Origin of the sequence: Brevundimonas sp., assembly GCF_044336875.1 — a bacterium.
GTDB lineage: Bacteria > Pseudomonadota > Alphaproteobacteria > Caulobacterales > Caulobacteraceae > Brevundimonas.
Genome location: NZ_JBIIOP010000008.1, coordinates 36,706 through 53,354, shown reverse-complemented (window position 1 = coordinate 53,354; position 16,649 = coordinate 36,706). Strand labels below are relative to the sequence as shown.

General features: G+C 66.6%; 18 protein-coding genes. 3 read left to right on the top strand and 15 right to left on the bottom strand.

Annotated elements, in window-relative coordinates; genetic code table 11:
* Window positions 1-79: 79 nt before the first annotated feature.
* The gene (locus tag ACIQ1T_RS11370; RefSeq protein ID WP_395944663.1) at window positions 80-334 is read left to right on the top strand and encodes a hypothetical protein; all 255 of its coding nucleotides are present in this window, start codon (window positions 80-82) and stop codon (window positions 332-334) included.
* Here ACIQ1T_RS11370 and ACIQ1T_RS11365 read toward each other — a convergent pair.
* From ACIQ1T_RS11365 to ACIQ1T_RS11335, 7 genes are all read right to left on the bottom strand, one after another.
* Window positions 331-1,125: a 3'(2'),5'-bisphosphate nucleotidase CysQ gene (locus tag ACIQ1T_RS11365; RefSeq protein WP_395944662.1), complete on the bottom strand. Its 795-nt coding sequence runs from the start codon at window positions 1,123-1,125 to the stop codon at window positions 331-333. The two genes, ACIQ1T_RS11370 and ACIQ1T_RS11365, sit on opposite strands and share 4 nt — an antisense overlap.
* Entirely contained in the window at window positions 1,122-2,477 is a 1,356-nt protein-coding gene (locus ACIQ1T_RS11360; RefSeq protein ID WP_395944661.1) for a TldD/PmbA family protein, read from the bottom strand. Before ACIQ1T_RS11360 ends, ACIQ1T_RS11365 begins: the two co-directional genes overlap by 4 nt.
* 41 nt (window positions 2,478-2,518) lie before the next feature.
* Window positions 2,519-2,926 (bottom strand): MAPEG family protein, encoded by a 408-nt coding sequence (locus ACIQ1T_RS11355; RefSeq protein WP_395944660.1) that lies wholly within the window; start codon window positions 2,924-2,926, stop codon window positions 2,519-2,521.
* Window positions 2,927-2,929: 3 nt separating this feature from the next.
* Window positions 2,930-4,711, bottom strand: a complete 1,782-nt coding sequence (locus tag ACIQ1T_RS11350; RefSeq protein ID WP_395944659.1) for a M14 family metallopeptidase — start codon at window positions 4,709-4,711, stop codon at window positions 2,930-2,932.
* Between the two features lie 178 nt (window positions 4,712-4,889).
* On the bottom strand, window positions 4,890-5,207 hold the full coding sequence (locus ACIQ1T_RS11345) for a type II toxin-antitoxin system PemK/MazF family toxin (RefSeq protein ID WP_395944658.1): 318 nt from the start codon (window positions 5,205-5,207) through the stop codon (window positions 4,890-4,892).
* Window positions 5,204-5,536: an AbrB/MazE/SpoVT family DNA-binding domain-containing protein gene (locus tag ACIQ1T_RS11340; protein WP_395944657.1), complete on the bottom strand. Its 333-nt coding sequence runs from the start codon at window positions 5,534-5,536 to the stop codon at window positions 5,204-5,206. Before ACIQ1T_RS11340 ends, ACIQ1T_RS11345 begins: the two co-directional genes overlap by 4 nt.
* 62 nt (window positions 5,537-5,598) lie before the next feature.
* Window positions 5,599-6,213, bottom strand: a complete 615-nt coding sequence (locus ACIQ1T_RS11335; RefSeq protein WP_395944656.1) for a hypothetical protein — start codon at window positions 6,211-6,213, stop codon at window positions 5,599-5,601.
* Between the two features lie 155 nt (window positions 6,214-6,368).
* Here ACIQ1T_RS11335 and ACIQ1T_RS11330 point away from each other — a divergent pair, with 155 nt between their 5' ends.
* The gene (locus ACIQ1T_RS11330; RefSeq protein ID WP_395944655.1) at window positions 6,369-6,656 is read left to right on the top strand and encodes a hypothetical protein; all 288 of its coding nucleotides are present in this window, start codon (window positions 6,369-6,371) and stop codon (window positions 6,654-6,656) included.
* A 4-nt stretch (window positions 6,657-6,660) separates the two neighbouring features.
* Here the strand turns inward: ACIQ1T_RS11330 and ACIQ1T_RS11325 are convergent, their stop codons facing one another.
* The 7 genes from ACIQ1T_RS11325 to folE all read right to left on the bottom strand — a co-directional run bounded on the left by ACIQ1T_RS11325 (window position 6,661) and on the right by folE (window position 12,486).
* Window positions 6,661-8,190: a UbiD family decarboxylase gene (locus tag ACIQ1T_RS11325; protein ID WP_395944654.1), complete on the bottom strand. Its 1,530-nt coding sequence runs from the start codon at window positions 8,188-8,190 to the stop codon at window positions 6,661-6,663.
* A gap of 164 nt (window positions 8,191-8,354) precedes the next feature.
* Window positions 8,355-9,017 (bottom strand): Pr6Pr family membrane protein, encoded by a 663-nt coding sequence (locus ACIQ1T_RS11320; protein WP_395944653.1) that lies wholly within the window; start codon window positions 9,015-9,017, stop codon window positions 8,355-8,357.
* A 15-nt stretch (window positions 9,018-9,032) separates the two neighbouring features.
* Window positions 9,033-9,875 carry an aldo/keto reductase gene (locus ACIQ1T_RS11315; RefSeq protein ID WP_395944652.1) on the bottom strand — a complete coding sequence of 281 codons (843 nt, stop codon included), beginning with the start codon at window positions 9,873-9,875 and terminating at the stop codon, window positions 9,033-9,035.
* 32 nt (window positions 9,876-9,907) lie between these two features.
* Window positions 9,908-10,792, bottom strand: coding sequence for a serine aminopeptidase domain-containing protein (locus ACIQ1T_RS11310; protein WP_395944651.1), 885 nt, complete (start codon window positions 10,790-10,792; stop codon window positions 9,908-9,910).
* A gap of 57 nt (window positions 10,793-10,849) precedes the next feature.
* Entirely contained in the window at window positions 10,850-11,191 is a 342-nt protein-coding gene (locus tag ACIQ1T_RS11305; protein ID WP_395944650.1) for an MmcQ/YjbR family DNA-binding protein, read from the bottom strand.
* An 88-nt stretch (window positions 11,192-11,279) separates the two neighbouring features.
* On the bottom strand, window positions 11,280-11,714 hold the full coding sequence (locus ACIQ1T_RS11300) for a biopolymer transporter ExbD (RefSeq protein ID WP_395944649.1): 435 nt from the start codon (window positions 11,712-11,714) through the stop codon (window positions 11,280-11,282).
* Between the two features lie 157 nt (window positions 11,715-11,871).
* Window positions 11,872-12,486, bottom strand: a complete 615-nt coding sequence (gene folE, locus ACIQ1T_RS11295) for a GTP cyclohydrolase I FolE (RefSeq protein ID WP_395944648.1) — start codon at window positions 12,484-12,486, stop codon at window positions 11,872-11,874.
* 131 nt (window positions 12,487-12,617) lie between these two features.
* On the opposite strand from folE, the gene cysS reads away from it, so the two are divergent.
* Window positions 12,618-14,042: a cysteine--tRNA ligase gene (gene cysS / locus ACIQ1T_RS11290; RefSeq protein ID WP_395944647.1), complete on the top strand. Its 1,425-nt coding sequence runs from the start codon at window positions 12,618-12,620 to the stop codon at window positions 14,040-14,042.
* Between the two features lie 147 nt (window positions 14,043-14,189).
* Here cysS and ACIQ1T_RS11285 read toward each other — a convergent pair whose 3' ends face one another.
* Window positions 14,190-16,601 carry a TonB-dependent receptor gene (locus ACIQ1T_RS11285; protein ID WP_395944646.1) on the bottom strand — a complete coding sequence of 804 codons (2,412 nt, stop codon included), beginning with the start codon at window positions 16,599-16,601 and terminating at the stop codon, window positions 14,190-14,192.
* Window positions 16,602-16,649 lie beyond the last annotated feature (48 nt).

Here is a 16,649-nt window from a genome sequence, read left to right as displayed (position 1 = left end):
GGCCTAGGTCGAATACGGCACGTTTTTACAGGTCTGTCGCGCGTTTGCCGCTGCCGTCGCGATCAGGCATTATCGGGGCATGAGCCGCGATCCCGAAAATCTGACGCTCGTCTTCCTGCGGCGTATCGACGCCAAGATCGATGCGCTCGGTCTGGACGTGCGCGAACTGAAGGAAAGGGTGTCCGGCGTCGAACTGGGACAGACCTCCATTCGGCGCGATCTGGCGACCTTGGCCGAGACGGATGTGCGGCTCCAAGCTTCGTTCGACCGGATGCGCGAAGATGTCACCCGTATCCAGCGTAGGCTCGATCTCTACGAAGAACCGGCGACCTAGAGGGCCAGGGGCGCGCTGCGGCTGCGTCTGACGATCAGCGGATGCAGGGCCGGGGCGGCGCAGACCAGGCTGGCCTGGCGCGGGTCCGGCCGGTTGAAGGCCCAGGGCCGGCCGTGGTGATCGCTGACGATGGCCCCGGCCTCCTGCGCGATCAGGCATCCGGCGGCGACGTCCCAGTCCCATTTGGGCGTCAGGGCCAGGGCCGCGTCGAAGGCGCCGGCCGCGACCAGGGCCATCCGATAGGCCAGGGCGTTGCGTTTCTCGAAGCGCAGAGGCGGCCAGGGCTCGTCCCAGTGCGTCCCTTCGATCATGCGCGCGTCGCCCAGCACCGAGGCGTCGTCCAGGGTCTCGGCGTCCGAGGCGCGGATGACTGCGCCGTTTCGCCGCGCCCCGCCGCCGCGCGTCGCCTCATAGGTCTCCTGCACCTCGGGGGCGTGGATGACGGCGGCGACCACCTGGCCGTCCTCGACGACGGCGATGGGCACGCACCACCAGGGCTGACGCTTCATATAGGCGACCGTGCCGTCGACCGGATCGACCACGAAGATGCGCCGTTTCGACAGGCGGTCGGGTGAATCCGCCGTCTCCTCAGACAGCCAGCCGTAATCCGGCCGCGCCGACAGCAGCCGGTCCTTCAGCATGGCGTCCACCGCCAGATCGCCGCTGGTGACCGGAGAGCCGCCGGGCTTGGACTCGATCTTCAGCCCCGCCTCACGCTCGGCGACCGCCAGGGCGCCGGCGTCCAGCGCGGCCTGGCGGATCAGAGCGAGGTCGGCGGACAGGTCTGTCATTTGCCCGCGATCGCCACCGCGTCGAACATCAGGCTGGGCACGTTGAACCCGCCCCGGAACTCCAGGTCCGAGCCGCGCTGAATGCGAAGATAGAGGTCGGTCAGCTTGCCGGCCACCGTGACCTCGCTGACCGGATAGGCGATGGCGCCGTCCTCGAACCAGAAGCCCGACACCCCGGCGGACCAGTCGCCCGTGTTGCCGTTCAGCGACGGCCCGAACATCGAGGTGACCAAGAGGCCGGACCCGGCGTCAGACATCAGCCCCGCCAGATCCCGGTCGCCCGGCTCCATGTGCAGATTGTGGGTCGAGACCCCGGCCGGCCCCGCCAGGCCGCGCGAGGCGTGTCCGGTGGATTGCAGCCCCAGTTGCCGGGCCGAGGCGCTGTTCAGCAGCCAGGTGGTCAGCACCCCGTCGTCGAACAGGGCGCGCCGCTCGACCGCCACCCCTTCGTCGTCGAACGGAGTGGAGCCCAGGCCGCGGGGGCGGAACGGGTCGTCGATCAGGTTCACCCCATCGGCGAACACCCGCTGGCCCAGCCGGTCCTTCAGGAAGGAGGTGCCGCGCGCGATCGACGGGCCGGAGATGGCGCCGATGGCGGGCGAGACGATCTGGCCGGCCATGCGGTTGTCGAAGATGACGGGGGCGGTGGTCGAGGCGATCTTGCGCGGCCCGACGCGGGCTGCGGCCCGCTCGCCGGCCGTGCGGCCGATGATCTCGGCGCCGGGCAGGTCGGCCAGGTGCCGCACGCCCCGGCTCTCGCCGCCGCGCTCCATGGCGCCGTCCTTTTCGGCGATGACGCCGACGCCCAGCGAGAAGGACGAGCCGCGATAGTCGCCGTCGAACCCGTGCGAGGTGACCAGCCGCCACTGGCTGGACGACCAGGCGGCGTGCCCGCCCTCGGACCGGGCCACGCCCTCGACCGCCAGGGCCGCAGCCTCGGCCTCGGCCGACACGGCTTCCAGCGCCTCGGCGCTGCGTTCGGTGGGATCGAACAGGTCCAGATCGGCGAAGGGGCCGCGCGCCAACCGATCCTCGGGGGCGAAACCGGCGTGGGGGTCTTCCGGCGCCAGTCGCGCCATGGCCACGGCCCGCTCGACCAGCCGCGCCCGCGTCGCGGGGGACAGGTCCGAGGCCGAGACCGAGGCCTGGCGCTGTCCGACGAAGACCCGCAGGCCCAGGTCGCGCGATTCCTCGCGTTCGACGTCTTCCAGCTTGCCGTTGCGGACCCCGACCGACAGGGACTTGCGATCGGCGCTGACCGCCTCGGCCGCATCGGCGCCGGCCCTCAGGGCCGCCTGGACGATGTCGTTGAGCAGATCGGTGGAAACGGACGCTTTGAGGACTTCAGTCATGCCCCGATATGGCGGACCGCTTGCTGCACCGCAACCTTGGCTCAGACGACGGCGAAGGCGATCAGCCCCACGGCGGCGGTCAGCAGGGCCACCCAGGTCAGCAACATGCCGATCACCCGGCCCAGCGACGGTCCGGTCTGGAACAGCAGGCCCAGGGCGTGGACCACCCGCCCGGCCAGCAGGGTCGCGCCCACCGCATGGACCATCCAGGCCGGGGCCCCGACGGCCGCCAGCAGCAGCATGGCGATCATGCCCGGCGTCGCATATTCCACCAGATTGCCGAAGGCGCGGCTGGCGGCCATCAGGTCGGCGTTGCCGCCGTCCCCGAACGAGACCATGTGCTTGCGCCGTCCGCTGACCACCACGCCTGACAGGACCAGCATCAACAGGATCAGCAGGCCGCTCCACAGGGCGGCGGCCTGGACGGCGTGCATCAGGGGTTCGTTCATCGATCAGTCCTCACGCCCGACGGGGTACAGCAGATAATGGTCGTCGTAGAAGGGCGTCCGCTCGTAGAACCAGGCCAGACGCGCCTGGGCGTCGGCGGCGAACGCAGGCTCCGCCGCCAGTTTCGCCTCGAATTCGGCCTTCAGCGCCGGATCGGCGGCCAGCATCTTTTCGGCCAGGGGCGCGATGGCGTAGGCCTCGATATATTCGACCCGGCTCATCACCTCGGGGAACATCCCCCAGGCGAAGAAGCTCTCGCTCGACTGCGGCTCCAGCAGCAGGACGACGATGTCGCCCAGCGGCTGGTCGGTCGGCACCCGCACCGATCCGGTCGGGAAGGTCCAGGCGCGCTGCTCCACCTCGACCGTCTCGACCGAGGCCTGGACATGGCCCTCGTTGGCGCGACCGGCCAGTTTCGGATCGACCAGGCGCAGCATGGACACATCGACCACGCGCGGCGTCTCGACCGTCTCCATCGCGATCCCGTGCGCCTTCAGCCGCTCGATGAGGTCGGCGCGATAGCCGGGCACCCAATAGGCGGTCGGCCGTTTCAGCGTCAGGGTCGGCTTCGAGCCATAGAAGGGCATCCGCCACAGCTCGGGATCGGCCCGGCCCAGCCAGCGCACCTCGTCGCGGCCCGAGGCGGCGCTGGGATACATCTCGAACAGGATGCCCTTGAACGGCCGGGTGGACGACGGCGTCTCCTCGGCCTCGAAGTTCGCCGGGATTTCTGCGGGGCGCAGGGCCATGTCCTGCGTCGTCGCCGCCTTCAGGGCCGCCCCCTGTTCGGCCAGCAGCCGCAGGGATTCCTCGATGAAGACATAGGTGCCCAGCACCCGCTGCTCGTGCGGCTTCAGGCTGTGGTTCTCGATCAGTATGGTCGGCACATGGGCGGCCGCGCCCCAGCCGTTCGAGAACCGCTCGCCCAGACCGCCGTCAGACAGACCCTTCTTCGGTTCGTCGTCGTCGATGCCGAACACCAGTTCGCCGGGGATATGGCCCTCGGCCTCCAGGGCCGCATTCATCGCCGGCTTGAACACCGTGTCCAGCCAGGCCGATCCGTGGGGCGAGCGGGTGAAGGCGCCGTCCTCGCCGTTGAAGCCGTAGGTGACATCGTACTGGTAATCCATGCCGTCGGTGACATGGACGTCGACATAGAGGTCCGGCCGGTATTTCAGGATCAGGCCGCGCACCGCCCGCATCTCGGGCTGGTCCAGTTTCAGATAGTCGCGGTTCAGGTTCTGGTTGGTCGCCGTATTGCGCCAGCCCTGGATGCGCGGCCCGCGCTGGTTCGGACGGGAATAGGCGCTGGCCCGTTCGTGCCCGTCCACGCTCAGGATCGGGATCAGGATCAGGTTCACCCGGTCCAGCAGGGCGTCCTTCCCATAGAAGGCCATGTCGCGCAGCAGCATCATGCCCGCGTCCTTGCCGTCGATCTCGCCGGGGTGGATGCCAGCCTGGATCATCAGCACGGGCTTGGCCGGATCGAGCTCGGCGCCGTCTTTCGAGGCGATCACCGCATAGATCGGCCGTCCCTCGGGCGAGACCCCGAACTGTTCGATGCGGATCAGGTCGCTGACGGCGTCCAGCCGGTCGAACCAGGCGCGGGTGTCGACATAGTTCGGGCTGAAATCATGCGCCGGATCGGCCTCGAAGGCGGTGACCCAGGGATCGCCCGCGTCGCGCAGCAGCGCCTTCGACGCCCCGTCCCAGGCCGGGGCGGGCGGCAGGAAGGCCTGGTCCCACGGCGCCGCGTTGGGAACCGAGGCGGGCGGGGTCTGGGACATGGCGGGACTCACGCTGTAGGCAAGGGCTGCAAGGAGGGTCGAAACCAGAAGAGCGGAATGCATGGCCTTTCGTGAGCCGATTGCGCCGGGCTGACAAGCGGCGTCGGCGCCCGACAATTCCGACGGCAGGCCGTGGGCGTGGGAGCAGAATTCCGACGCGCGCGGATCACCTGCGGGCCTATTCTTCGAACATTTCTCGCAGCGTGGCGAGAAGGATCGCCATTTCTGGCGCTCTCAACGCGCCGATCCGACGGATCATTCGCGAGCGATCTACGGATCGCATATGGTCCGGCAGCAGAAGACCAGTCTTGGATCCGAAATGCACCTCAGGGCGAAACCGCGAGGGTATGCTGCCGCTGGTCAGCGGCACGATGAGGTGCAATGGCAGGTGGCTCAAGCCGTCTGGCGAAATAATGACACAGGGTCTGGTCTTGCGGATTTCGCTGCCGACGGTGGGATCAAGCCGAACCAGCCAAACATCGCCTCGCTTGATCAAGACGGATCGCTATCACGGGCGAGCGCGGCTTCCAGTTCGGCGATATCCTCATCCGTCCAATCGTCGCCCAGAGCGTCCCTGTCCGTCTCAGGGGTGAGATTTGCGTCCAGCCATGCGCGTTCCTCTTCGGTCAGGCCCGCCGCCGCAATCCGTTTGGCGTCGTCCTCCCAGCCCTGGCGGGGCTGTTTGCGGGCCGGCACGATACTGATCTTGCCGGGTTCGTAGATAAACTCCACGGCGGCGCCTTCGCCGACGCCGAGCGCCGCCAAGGCAGGCTTGGGCAGGATCACCCCTGCCGAGTTGCCGATCTTGCGTATGGCCGAGGACATGACACGCTCCGTTAGAACATAGTTATAACACGACGCATGCGCCTGAGACAGAAGTCGTCAGCCTACTCCTTCGCCACCAGCGACCAGCCGCCCTCGTTGATCAAGGGGGCGGCGGCCCGCACTATATTGGAACTGTAATAGACCAACAGGGCGATCAGGGCCGCTTTCACGATCCACGGCCGACGCGCCAGGGCGGCGACCACGGTCAGGCCTGTGAACAGGCTCAGGCCGAACCAGAAATACCAGGTCTTGGCCACCAGATGCAGTTCGCCCTGGGCGGCGCTGACCCCGATAATCAGGCTGGCCACGATCACATTGGCGCTCAGCAGCAAAAGCAGGATGGTGCGTTTGTTGCGCCAGAAATGGGTGTCCAGATCCTCGATCCGGTCCTCGTCGCGTGGGAACACCAGGGTCGCGGCGATATAGAACAGGCCCGCGATCAGCAGGCCCAGCATCAGCAGGGCCAGGTTGAAGGGGGCGGGCCGGAAGATGATCCAGGCCTGATACCAGAAGGTGGTCACGTCCACCGCCGCAAACACCGCCAACAGCGGCGTCAGCAGACCGAAGCGCGGTCTCGGATTGCGGTTCACCGTCCGCGCGAACCCGCCCAGCAGTTCCGCCACCGACAGGCCCAGGATCAAGCCATAGAAGCTGAAGAAGAATTCGAACGCGCTCAACCCATGTCCCCCGACAATCAGACGGGGAAGCTAGACGTTAGGAGGCCTGTTCGCCAGTCACCGTTGGCGCGGATGCGATCAGCTGTGGATTGTAGGGAGCCAACCAAGCTTCACGGCATTACGGACAGGTCGTCTTTCCTGTGCCTGGGATCGTTATGCACCAGATCATCTCGCTCGGCCTGATCCTGGCCACAGCCTTCCTGTTCAACGCCCGCGCAGCGGCGGACATGGCCTCGGTCGGTTTCTGGGGCGGGGCGGTGGGCCAACTGTTCTTCGCCCCGGTGGTCTTCTTCTTCCTCGTCCACACGGTCGTCTATTTCGTCGTGCGACTGGTGCGCGGCAGGGATCGGGTGCGGTCCTACACCCGGTCCCGGCTCAACTATGTCGCCGCCGTCCTGACGATCCTCGGCACGATCGGCGCGGCGGCCGGCCCTCCCGCCTGACGGCCTATTTCCAGATCGGCGTCTTGTCGCCGGGCAGGCCCAGCCGGTCCCAGATGTCGGACACCCGGTCGATGACCTCCTGCTCCATCCGGATCTCCTCGCCCCATTCGCGCTTGGTCTCGGGCTCCCACTTGTCGGTGGCGTCCAGGCCGATCTTGGAGCCCAGGCCGCTCTCGGGGCTGGCGAAGTCCAGATAGTCGATCGGGGTGTTCTCGATCACGGTGATGTCGCGGGCCGGATCCATCTTGGTCGAGATGGCCCACATCACGTCCTTCCAGTCGCGGGCGTCGATGTCGTGGTCCACGACGATGACCCATTTGGTGTACATGAACTGGCGAAGATAGCTCCACACGCCCAGCATCACCCGCTTGGCGTGGCCCGGATAGGCCTTCTTCATCGACACCACGGCGATCCTGTAGGAACAACCCTCGGGCGGCAGCCAGAAGTCGACGATCTCGGGGAACTGCTGACGCAGCAGCGGGATGAAGACCTCGTTCAGCGCCTCACCCAGCACGCTGGGCTCGTCCGGCGGCCGGCCGGTGAAGGTGGTCAGATAGATCGGGTCCTTGCGCATGGTGATGGCGCTGACCTGGAAGACCGGGAATTTCTCGACCGAATTGTAATAGCCGGTGTGGTCGCCGTAGGGGCCTTCGTCCTCGAACTCGTCCAGCAGGACGTGGCCCTCCAGCACGATCTCGGCCTGGGCCGGCACCATCAGCGGCACGGTCTTGCACGGGACCAGTTCGGCCTTGGCGCCCCGCATCAGGCCGGCGAACTGATACTCCGACAGGGTGTCCGGCACCGGCGTCACCGCCGCCAGGATCGTGCCCGGATCGGCGCCCAGCACCACGGCGCAGGGCAGGGGCTCCTTCTTTCCGGCCTTCTTGTGCCGGGCGTAGTGTTGCGCCCCGCCGCGATGGGCCAGCCAGCGCATGATGGCCTTGTCCTTGCCCAGCACCTGCATCCGGTAGATGCCCAGGTTGAAGTCGTCCTCGCGGTCGTCCGACGGCCCCTTGGTCACGACCAGACCCCAGGTGATCAGGGGCGCCGGTTCGCCGGGCCAGCACGACTGGACGGGCAGGGCGGTCAGGTCGATCTGGTCGCCCTTCAACACCACTTCCTGCACCGGCGCCTTCTTCACCGTCTTGGGCCGCATCGACATGACGGTCTGGGCCAGGGGCAGCATCTCCATTGCGTCGCCCAGGCCGCGCGGCGGCGTCGGATTGCGCAGGAAGGCCAGCAGTTCCCCGACCTCGCGCAGTTCCTCGGTGGTGGTGCGGGCCTTGCCCTCCAGCGTCACGCCCATGGCGACCCGTTTCACCGTGCCGAACAGATTGGCCAGGCAGGGGATGGGGCTGATGGTACCGTCCGGCATGACCGGCTTTTCGAACAGCACCGCCGGCCCGCCGTTGCGCAGCAGCCGGGTCTGGATCTCGGTCATTTCCAGCACGGTCGAGACGGGCTCGGACACCCGCACCAGTTCGCCGTCGGCTTCCAGCTGCTCGATGAAGTCGCGGAGGGATTTGTAGGCCATGAAGCGTCCGGTCTTTTCCTTTCCGCTCATCCCCGCGAAAGCGGGGACCCAGTGGTTTGGGCGTTCCGGCCTCGACGTCGCGCGCGACTCTCGATCCCTGACAAACTGCCTCGCGAAAGAACTGGGTCCCCGCTTTCGCGGGGATGAGCGGTGTCGGGGGATGCCTAGAGCGCCGGAGCGGAACTGTCACGCGCCGTTCGACCGAACGCCCGGTCGAGCCCCGCCAGCGTCAACCCGACCAGCAGGAAGAAGACCAGCAGGCCGCCGAAGATCGTCAGCACGCGCGTCAGGCCCAGGTCGTCCACATTGACGAACCCATAGGGCCACCAGTGGGCGATCAGGCCGTGCGCCAGGGTCCAGACGGCGTAGACCAACGGGAAAGCCAGCCATTTCACCGGATCGATCCAGCGCAATCTTCCCTTGGGCGTGAACCACAGCCAGTCCAGCAGGAAGGCGACGGGCATGACGTAGTGCAGCACCAGATTGACCCCGAAGGTCAGGCCCTCGGGCTTCCAGTAGGGGGCGATCATGAAGTGGTACACGACGCCGACCACCACGACATACAGGGTCACAGCCGCCCGAACCCCCTCGCCGGCGCTCCACCGCGCCACGCGCCGATCCGGGCTCATCAGCGGCCCGGTCAGGGCCAGGGCGACCAGGATATTGGTCAGGATGGTGAAGAAGCTGAAGTAGTTGACCGTGCGCTCCAGCACGGCCCAGCCCTCCACCGGCCCGACCATCAGTATATATTGCAGGACCAGCGCCGCCCAGCCGATCACGGCGAAGGCGGCGCGCCACAGTCGCGGTCGGTCCCGTTCACGCAGCACGCGCCTCTCCCTCGATCAGGCCGCAGTCTTGTCCCATTCGAAGGCGTCGTCCAGCCACGGCCCCAGGCGTTCGCCGCGATCCAGGGCGTCCATCCGCTGCATCTCCTCGCCCGACAGTTCGAAGTCGAAGATGTCGAAATTCTCGCGCGCCCGGCTTTCCTTGGTGGTGCGCGGAATGGCGATAATCTTGTTCTGGATCAGCCAGCGCAGGGTGATCTGACCATTGGTCTTGCCGTGGGCCTGGGCGATCTCGGAAATGGTGACGTCGTCGGCGATCTTGCCCTGGGCCAGCGGCGACCAGGCGGTGATCGAAGAGCCCAGCTCGGTCGCCGTGGCGACCAGTTGATCCACGCCGAGATAGGGATGATGCTCGACCTGATTGGTCAGCAGCCGCGCCTTCGACAGGCCCTGGGCCTGGCGGAATTCCTTCGACGGGAAGTTCGACAGGCCGATGGACCTGGTCAGGCCCTGATCCTTGGCCTCGTTCAGCGCGCCCAGGGTCTCTTCGAACGACGGGGTCGGCTTGGGCCAGTGCAGCAGCAGCAGGTCCGGCGTCGCGCCCAGGCTTTCGGCGGACTCTTTCGCCTGCTTCAGCAGGGCGTCATGGGTGAAATGCTCGACCCAGATCTTGGTGGTCAGGAAGATGTCTTCGCGGGCCACGCCCGAATCCCGGATGCCTTCGCCGACCGCCTTCTCGTTCTTGTAGATCCAGGCCGTGTCGATATGGCGGTAACCGATGCGCAGGGCTTCGGCGACCATGCGCCGCGCGTCCTCGGGCTCCAGCTGCCAGGTACCGAAGCCGAGCAGGGGGATTTCGATCCCATCGACAGTGATGGTGGGCTGATCGCCGTAGGCCATGGGGAAATCCTTCATTCTCGGGAGCGGCACAGTTAGGCGCCGGGGCCGGTCTTCGAAACCCCCGCGTCGAACCAATCCAGAATTTCCTGCCACAGCGGCTCCATCCCCTTGCGGAAGGCGCCTTCGTGTCCGATCCGGCGTGCTCCGTAATCGGCGGCGCGGCGCAGCACGATCTCGCTGGGCGCATGGGGATAGGCCTTCAGCAGGCTCGCCCCCGTGCCCGGCGTGGCGATGGGGTCGTCGGGAAAGATCCAAGAGCGGATCGGCGACCGCACCTGGTCGAACGCCTGCGGGTCCAGCGCGCCGGACGTCAGTTCGTCCAGGAAATAGGCCGGCTTCAGGCACCACCGTTTCCAGGTCTCGAACACCCCGCGCGGCAGGTCCGTGCCGCGCCACAGTTTCCCCGCGCGGACATAGCCGTGGCGACGCAGATGGGCCGGGCCGAAGCCGAACCAGAAGAACAGCTCCATCGGATTGTAGCTGCGGTGGTGTCCGCCCCACCAGCCGGTTCCCACCGAGACGAAGGCGTGGCGCGCGATCTCGGCCTGGTTGGGCATGAAGCCGACGAAATGGCCGCCGACGCTGTGGCCGACATGGAAGACCGGCAGGCCCGGCGCCGCCTTCTTCAAGGCCTTCAGGGCGGCGGGCATGTCCAGACGTCCCCAGTCGGGATAGTCCATCTTCATCGCCGCCAGATCCTCCGGCCGCGATCCGCCGATGCCGCGATAGTCGTAGGTCAGGACCACGCAGCCCCGCTCGGCCATCCATCGGGCGAACCGGGCGTAGAAACCGCGCGGAAACCCGGTCCCGGCCGAGACCAGCACGGCCATGCGCGGCGCATCGGCGCGAAACAGGGTCGCCTCCAGCGGCCAGCCGTCCTCGGCCCTGATGACCCGATCCTCGACCGCCAGTCCCATGTCGTTTCCGTCCGTTGTTATTTTCAACGGACCCTGCCTGCTTTCCCCCGCGTCAGGTCAAGCCGCGTCGAACGCCTTGACCAGCCGCTTGGGCGCCACCCGGCGCCATCGCTTCTCCAGTGCGGCCTTCAGCCAGACGGGATCCACCGTGGCGATCCGCGCCAGCACGATCGGATGGTCACGATAGTGGTCGGTGTAGTGGAAGGTCGCCGGATCCATCTCGATCAGCAGGTCGCGCTGATCCAGACTGTCCAGATGCACCACTATGCTGTCGTCCAGCCGAGGGCGCAGCCAGGTCAGGAATTTCCCCGCCACCTTGAACGACGGCTCGCCATAGGAGACCGCATCCTCGACGCCGGGAAAGGACAGCAGCAGGGTGCGGACTTCGTCACGGGTCATGGCGCGATCAGACGCCGATTTCGGCCAAAGAAAAAGGCCGCGTCCCTTTCGGAACGCGGCCCTGATCCTGGTGAAGAGGACGAACGTCCTATTCGATGTCTTCGTTCAGCAGGCCGACCTTGAAGAAGCCGTTCTCCTGCATCTTGTTCATGACTTCCATGAACTGCGAATATTTCACTTCCGGCTGAGCGCGGACGAAGACGCGCTCTTCCTGGCAGGCGCCGCCGCCCAGGGCGGTGCAGACGTCGGTGGCCAGGTTGTCGACCGAGCTTTGCTTCTCGGCGATGAAGATCTGACCGTTTTCCTGGATGGTGATGTACACCGGTTCCTTTTCTTCGGTCGGGTTCACCGGGGGCTGCGCAGGCGGCAGGTCCAGGCGGATCGACACGGTCGCCATCGGCGCGGCGACCATGAAGATGATCATGAGCACCAGCAGAATGTCGATGAACGGCGTGATGTTGATATCCGCCGTCTGTTCGATCGTGTGCTTGTCCCCACCGGAACCACCGAGCTTGGCAGCCATGCATCGTCTCCGTTACTCGCCGGCCGCGATCCGCGCCGGCACATCCCATGGATCCCCGAAGGGCCTGATCGGTTCTTGGCGTCCCGATGCGCGCTTGTAAAGCGGTTCTAAACGATCATGCGTTCCTGAACGGCAATTACCCGCGTGAGGGGAGGGCTTACGCCTTCGCCAGCTTGAGGAAACGGTCCATCAGGGCAGGATCTTCCTTGAAGGCGCCGGTGAAACGCGTCGTGATGGTCGAAACGTGCCGGTGATGCACGCCTCGGGTCGTCATGCACTGGTGTTCGGCGTCCAGCATCACCGCCACGCCGCGCGGCTGCAGGTGCGATTCGATGGCGTCGATGATGTCGTTGGTCAGGGTTTCCTGATTCTGCAGGCGGCGCGCGAAGATCTCGACCACCCGCGCCAGCTTGGAGATGCCGACCACCTTCTCGCCCGGCAGATAAGCGACATAGGCCTTGCCCAGGAAGGGGGCCATATGGTGCTCGCAGTGGCTCTCCACCTCGATGTCGCGCAGGATGACCATGTCGTCGTAGCCGGTCACGTCCTCGAAGGTGCGGCTCAACTCCTTGGCGGCGTCGGCCTCATAGCCGTCGAACCATTCGCCATAGGCGTCCACGACCCGTTTCGGCGTATCGACCAGGCCCGGACGGTCCGGATTGTCGCCGGCCCAGGCGATCAGGGTCCGTACGGCTTCCAGCGCCTGTTCGCGGCTGGGACGCTGCACGGTTTCGTCGCTGACAAGGACGGGCTTGGCGGGGATGACGCTCATGAAACTCGATTTTCCGGCCGGGGCGGGCGGGTGCGCCCGGTATAGCTTCTACAATCCGTCGGGACTGTATATCAGGCCGCTATATGGGACGGAGCCTCCGTCCCGCAAGAAAACCCGCTGAAGACTTATCCATGCCGCTGCACATCCACGACACCCTGCGCCGTGAAAAGCGCCTGTTCGAACCGCGCGATGCGAACCGGGTGACCCTCTATGTCTGCGGCCCGACCGTCTATGACTACGCCCATATCGGCAATGCGCGCCCGCCGGTCGTCTTCGACGTCCTGGTGCGTCTGCTGCGCCGGACCTATGGCGCGGACCAGGTGATCTACGCCCGCAACGTCACCGACGTGGACGACAAGATCAATCAGAAGGCGGCCAGGGAAGGCCTGCCGATCGGCGAGATCACGGCCCGCTACGAGGCCGCCTATCTGGCCGACATGGGTCTGTTGAACGTCTCGCCGCCCGACCTCGCCCCCCATGTCACCGACTATATCCCGGCCATCGTCGACCAGATCCAGGCCATCATCGACGCCGGCTGCGCCTATGCCGCCCATAGCGAAGATGAGGGGGGCCATGTCCTGTTCGACGTCTCGTCCTACAAGGCCTATGGCGCTTTGTCGGGCCGGAACCTGGACGACATGATCGCCGGCGCCCGCGTCGAGGTCGCCCCCTACAAGAAGAACCCCCACGACTTCGTCCTGTGGAAGCCCGCAAAGCCGGACGAGCCGTCCTGGCCGTCGCCCTGGGGCGAGGGACGTCCCGGCTGGCATATCGAATGCTCGGCCATGATCGAACAGACCCTGGGCCTGCCTATCGACATCCACGGCGGCGGCATCGACCTGGTCTTCCCCCACCACGAGAACGAGATCGCCCAGGGCGTCTGCGCCCACGGCCACGCCCACGGCGAGAAGGCCCATGACGAATACGCCCGCTACTGGATGCACAACGGCTTCCTGACCGTGGACGCCGAGAAGATGTCCAAGTCGGTCGGCAATGTCCTGCTGCTGCACGATCTGGTTCAGACCATGCCGGGCGAGGTCGTCCGCTGGGCCCTGCTGTCGGCCCATTACCGCCAGCCGCTGGACTGGAACCAGGCGCTGCTGGATCAGTCGAAGAAGTCGCTGGATCGCCTCTACGGCGCCCTGCATCGCTCGGCCGCCGTCCAGGCCGACGACATCGATCCGCCCGCCGACTTCCTGAAGTCGATCGAGGACGACCTGAACACCCCCGGCGCCATGGCCAGCCTGTTCGCCCTGTCCAGCGAGATCGAGCGCGGCATGACGGCGGGCGACACCGCCGCCGTGGCCCAGGCGCGCGGGCGCCTGATCGCCTGCGCCTCCGTCCTGGGCGTGCTCCAGGCCGATCCCGCCGCCTGGCTGGAGGGCGAGGTCTCCGACGCCCTGCGTGTCGAGGTCGAGGCCCTGCTGGAACAACGCGCCGCCGCCCGCGCCGCCAAGGACTGGCCCGCCGCCGACCGCATCCGCGACCGTCTCAACGAACTGAACGTCGTCGTCATGGACGGCCCCGAAGGCGCGACCTGGCGGATGAAAAACTAGGATCCGTCACCCTCGGGCTTGTCCCGAGGGCCCACGGTTCAGCAGGTGCAAATGCATAAGGGGCGCACGGTCTGTGCGCCCCTTTTTGTTTCGAGCGGGTCTTGATCTAGACCCTCGGGACAAGCCCGAGGGTGACGGTTTTGAGGATCAATATCGCGCCCGCAGGGTGAAGCCGATCGTGCGCGGATCGCCGGGATTGCCGATGATCAGGCCCGAGTTGCCGGCCTGGACCGAGACGAACTGCATATAGTCCTCGTCCAGGGCGTTCTTGACCCAGACGAACCCCTCCCAGCCGTTGTCGGCGCGATAGCCGGCGCGCAGGCTGACCAGGGCGTAGCCGTCGATCTCGGTATATTGCGACACGGCCGCGTCCGAATTGTAGGTCGAGCGATAGCTCAGGTCGGCGCCGAAGAAGGCCTCGCCCGTCCGGCCGAACCAGGCCGCCGGTCCGTGAACCTCGCCGCCCGCGCCGGCCGCCCAGGGCGACACGCCCGGCAGGTCCTTGCCCGACAGGTCGCAGGCCGCCGTCGAGGTCCCGACCCGTTCCAGCGGGCAGGGGCCGTTGGCGAAGCTGGCGTATTTCCCGTCCGTCCAGGCGACATTGGCGTAGAAGTCGAGGTTGTCGTTCGGCCGGGCCACCGTATCCAGCTCGATCCCCTGGATTTCCACCTTGTCGGCGTTGGCCAGATAGCCGCGCAGGGCGCCGGGGCCGGAATCCACGACATTGGCCTGATAGTCTTCGACGTCGGTGCGATAGGCGGCCAGATTGGTGGTCAGGCGGCGGTCGAACCACTGGGCCTTGACCCCCAGTTCATAGGTGGTGACCACCTCGGGCTTGACCACGGCGCTGGTCAGGGCCGGGGTTCCGTCCGCCTGGTTGGGGATGCCGGCCATATTGATCCCGCCCGACTTGTAGCCCCGCGCCCAGGATCCATAGACCAGCAGATTGTCGTTCAGGTCGTAGGACAGGGCGACCTGACCCGACAGGTCGTCGTCCTCCAGACTGGCCTGATAGGCCTGGGCGCGCGCCACGCCGTTGCGGGCGTTGAGCTGGGCCGTGGTCGGATTGGCCAGACCCCCCTCGGTCGTGGCGGCGTACCAGCCCTCCTTTTCCTCGCGGGTGTAGCGCAGGCCCGGCGTCAGGTGCAGTTTCGGCGTGATGTCCCAGGTCACCTGGGCGAAGGCGGCGTAGCTGTCGGTCTCGATCCGGCTGTCGTTATAGACGGTGTAGCCGTCCAGCAGGGCGTCCAGGGTCGCGCGCCCGGTCGAGGCCAGATTGGCCTGATAGAAGGAGGACGCCAGCCAGTAGGTCCCGTCGGCGCCGTATTCGGTCACCCCGTGGGTCTCGACCGCCTGGTGGAAGGCGTACAGGCCGCCGACCCAGGTGAAATTCCCCGACCCGCCGGACAGGCGCAGTTCCTGGCTCCACTGGTCCTGATCGGACGGATTGGCCGACTGACGGGTGATGTCCAGGGCGGTGTAGTCGCGATCGTTCTGCGGCCGCCAGTCCCACGACCGCCAGGCCGAGACCGAGGTCAGGCTGGCCCAGCCCAGGTCCCAGTCGACGATGGCCGAGACGCCCCTGTGGATCTGGTCGGCCAGAATGCCGCCGTCGACATCGGCGATCCGGTCATAGGGATTGGTGCTGGCCGGCGTATAGCCGCGACCGGCGGCCAGGGCGGCGAACTCCAGGTTCGACGGCTTCAGCGTCTCCCCGACCCGGACATAGACCTGGGTGCAGCACTCCGGCGTCTGGTCGCTGTAGTCGGCATAGAGGCGGACGCGCAGGTCGTCGGTCGGTTGGAACAGCAGTTGCCCGCGCAGGCTGATGCTCTCCTGGCTGTTCTGCTTTTCGCCCTGGGTGACATTGTCGAGCACGCCGTCCCGCTGGGTGGAGACGAAGGACAGACGTCCGGCGAGCTTGTCTGCGATAAGCGGCCCCGTCACCGAGGCCTTGGCCTGGACGAAGTCGTAATCCCCGATGGTCACCTCGGCGACCCCCTCGGGCGTGAAACTGGCGGCCTGGGTGCTGATGTTCAGGGCGCCGGCGGTGGTGTTCTTGCCGAACAGGGTGCCCTGCGGCCCGCGCAGGATTTCGATCCGGTCCAGATCGACGAAGTCCAGCGTCGCCGTCGCCGGCCGGCCATAATAGACCTGGTCGATATAGACCCCGACCCCCTGTTCCAGCCCGTCGTTGGCCAGACCGTAGCTGGCGCCCAGGCCGCGAATGGTGATGGCCGTGTTGCGCGGGTTGGAACTGAGCAGTTGAACGGTCGGCGCGACCTGGCTGATCTGGCTGACGTTGTAGGCGCCGGTCCGCTCCAGCAGTTCCTCGTTGATGACGGTCAGGGCGATGGGCACATCTTGAACCCGTTCCTCGCGGCGGCGGGCGGTGACGACCACGTCGCCGACGCTGGCGACGGACGGATTGATCGCCCCGCGGGGCGGCTGGGTTTGATCTTCTTCGGCGGCCCAGCCCACGGCGGGCGCGCCCAGGCAGGCGACCAGGGCGGTGGCGGAAAGCAATCGGCGGGCAGGCGATTGAGCGACGACGGACATGATCCCCTCCAGTGCGGATGCGTGGGGAAGAGTGGTCGTATTAAAATC

Bases quoted from the DNA above. Each gene is read 5' to 3' on its own strand.
- ACIQ1T_RS11370 (WP_395944663.1), top strand. From the start codon at position 80: ATGAGCCGCGATCCCGAAAATCTGACGCTCGTCTTCCTGCGGCGTATC.
- ACIQ1T_RS11365 (WP_395944662.1), bottom strand. From the start codon at position 1,125: ATGACAGACCTGTCCGCCGACCTCGCTCTGATCCGCCAGGCCGCGCTG.
- ACIQ1T_RS11360 (WP_395944661.1), bottom strand. From the start codon at position 2,477: ATGACTGAAGTCCTCAAAGCGTCCGTTTCCACCGATCTGCTCAACGAC.
- ACIQ1T_RS11355 (WP_395944660.1), bottom strand. From the start codon at position 2,926: ATGAACGAACCCCTGATGCACGCCGTCCAGGCCGCCGCCCTGTGGAGC.
- ACIQ1T_RS11350 (WP_395944659.1), bottom strand. From the start codon at position 4,711: ATGTCCCAGACCCCGCCCGCCTCGGTTCCCAACGCGGCGCCGTGGGAC.
- ACIQ1T_RS11340 (WP_395944657.1), bottom strand. From the start codon at position 5,536: ATGTCCTCGGCCATACGCAAGATCGGCAACTCGGCAGGGGTGATCCTG.
- ACIQ1T_RS11330 (WP_395944655.1), top strand. From the start codon at position 6,369: ATGCACCAGATCATCTCGCTCGGCCTGATCCTGGCCACAGCCTTCCTG.
- ACIQ1T_RS11325 (WP_395944654.1), bottom strand. From the start codon at position 8,190: ATGGCCTACAAATCCCTCCGCGACTTCATCGAGCAGCTGGAAGCCGAC.
- ACIQ1T_RS11315 (WP_395944652.1), bottom strand. From the start codon at position 9,875: ATGGCCTACGGCGATCAGCCCACCATCACTGTCGATGGGATCGAAATC.
- ACIQ1T_RS11310 (WP_395944651.1), bottom strand. From the start codon at position 10,792: ATGGGACTGGCGGTCGAGGATCGGGTCATCAGGGCCGAGGACGGCTGG.
- ACIQ1T_RS11305 (WP_395944650.1), bottom strand. From the start codon at position 11,191: ATGACCCGTGACGAAGTCCGCACCCTGCTGCTGTCCTTTCCCGGCGTC.
- ACIQ1T_RS11300 (WP_395944649.1), bottom strand. From the start codon at position 11,714: ATGGCTGCCAAGCTCGGTGGTTCCGGTGGGGACAAGCACACGATCGAA.
- folE (WP_395944648.1), bottom strand. From the start codon at position 12,486: ATGAGCGTCATCCCCGCCAAGCCCGTCCTTGTCAGCGACGAAACCGTG.
- cysS (WP_395944647.1), top strand. From the start codon at position 12,618: ATGCCGCTGCACATCCACGACACCCTGCGCCGTGAAAAGCGCCTGTTC.
- ACIQ1T_RS11285 (WP_395944646.1), bottom strand. From the start codon at position 16,601: ATGTCCGTCGTCGCTCAATCGCCTGCCCGCCGATTGCTTTCCGCCACC.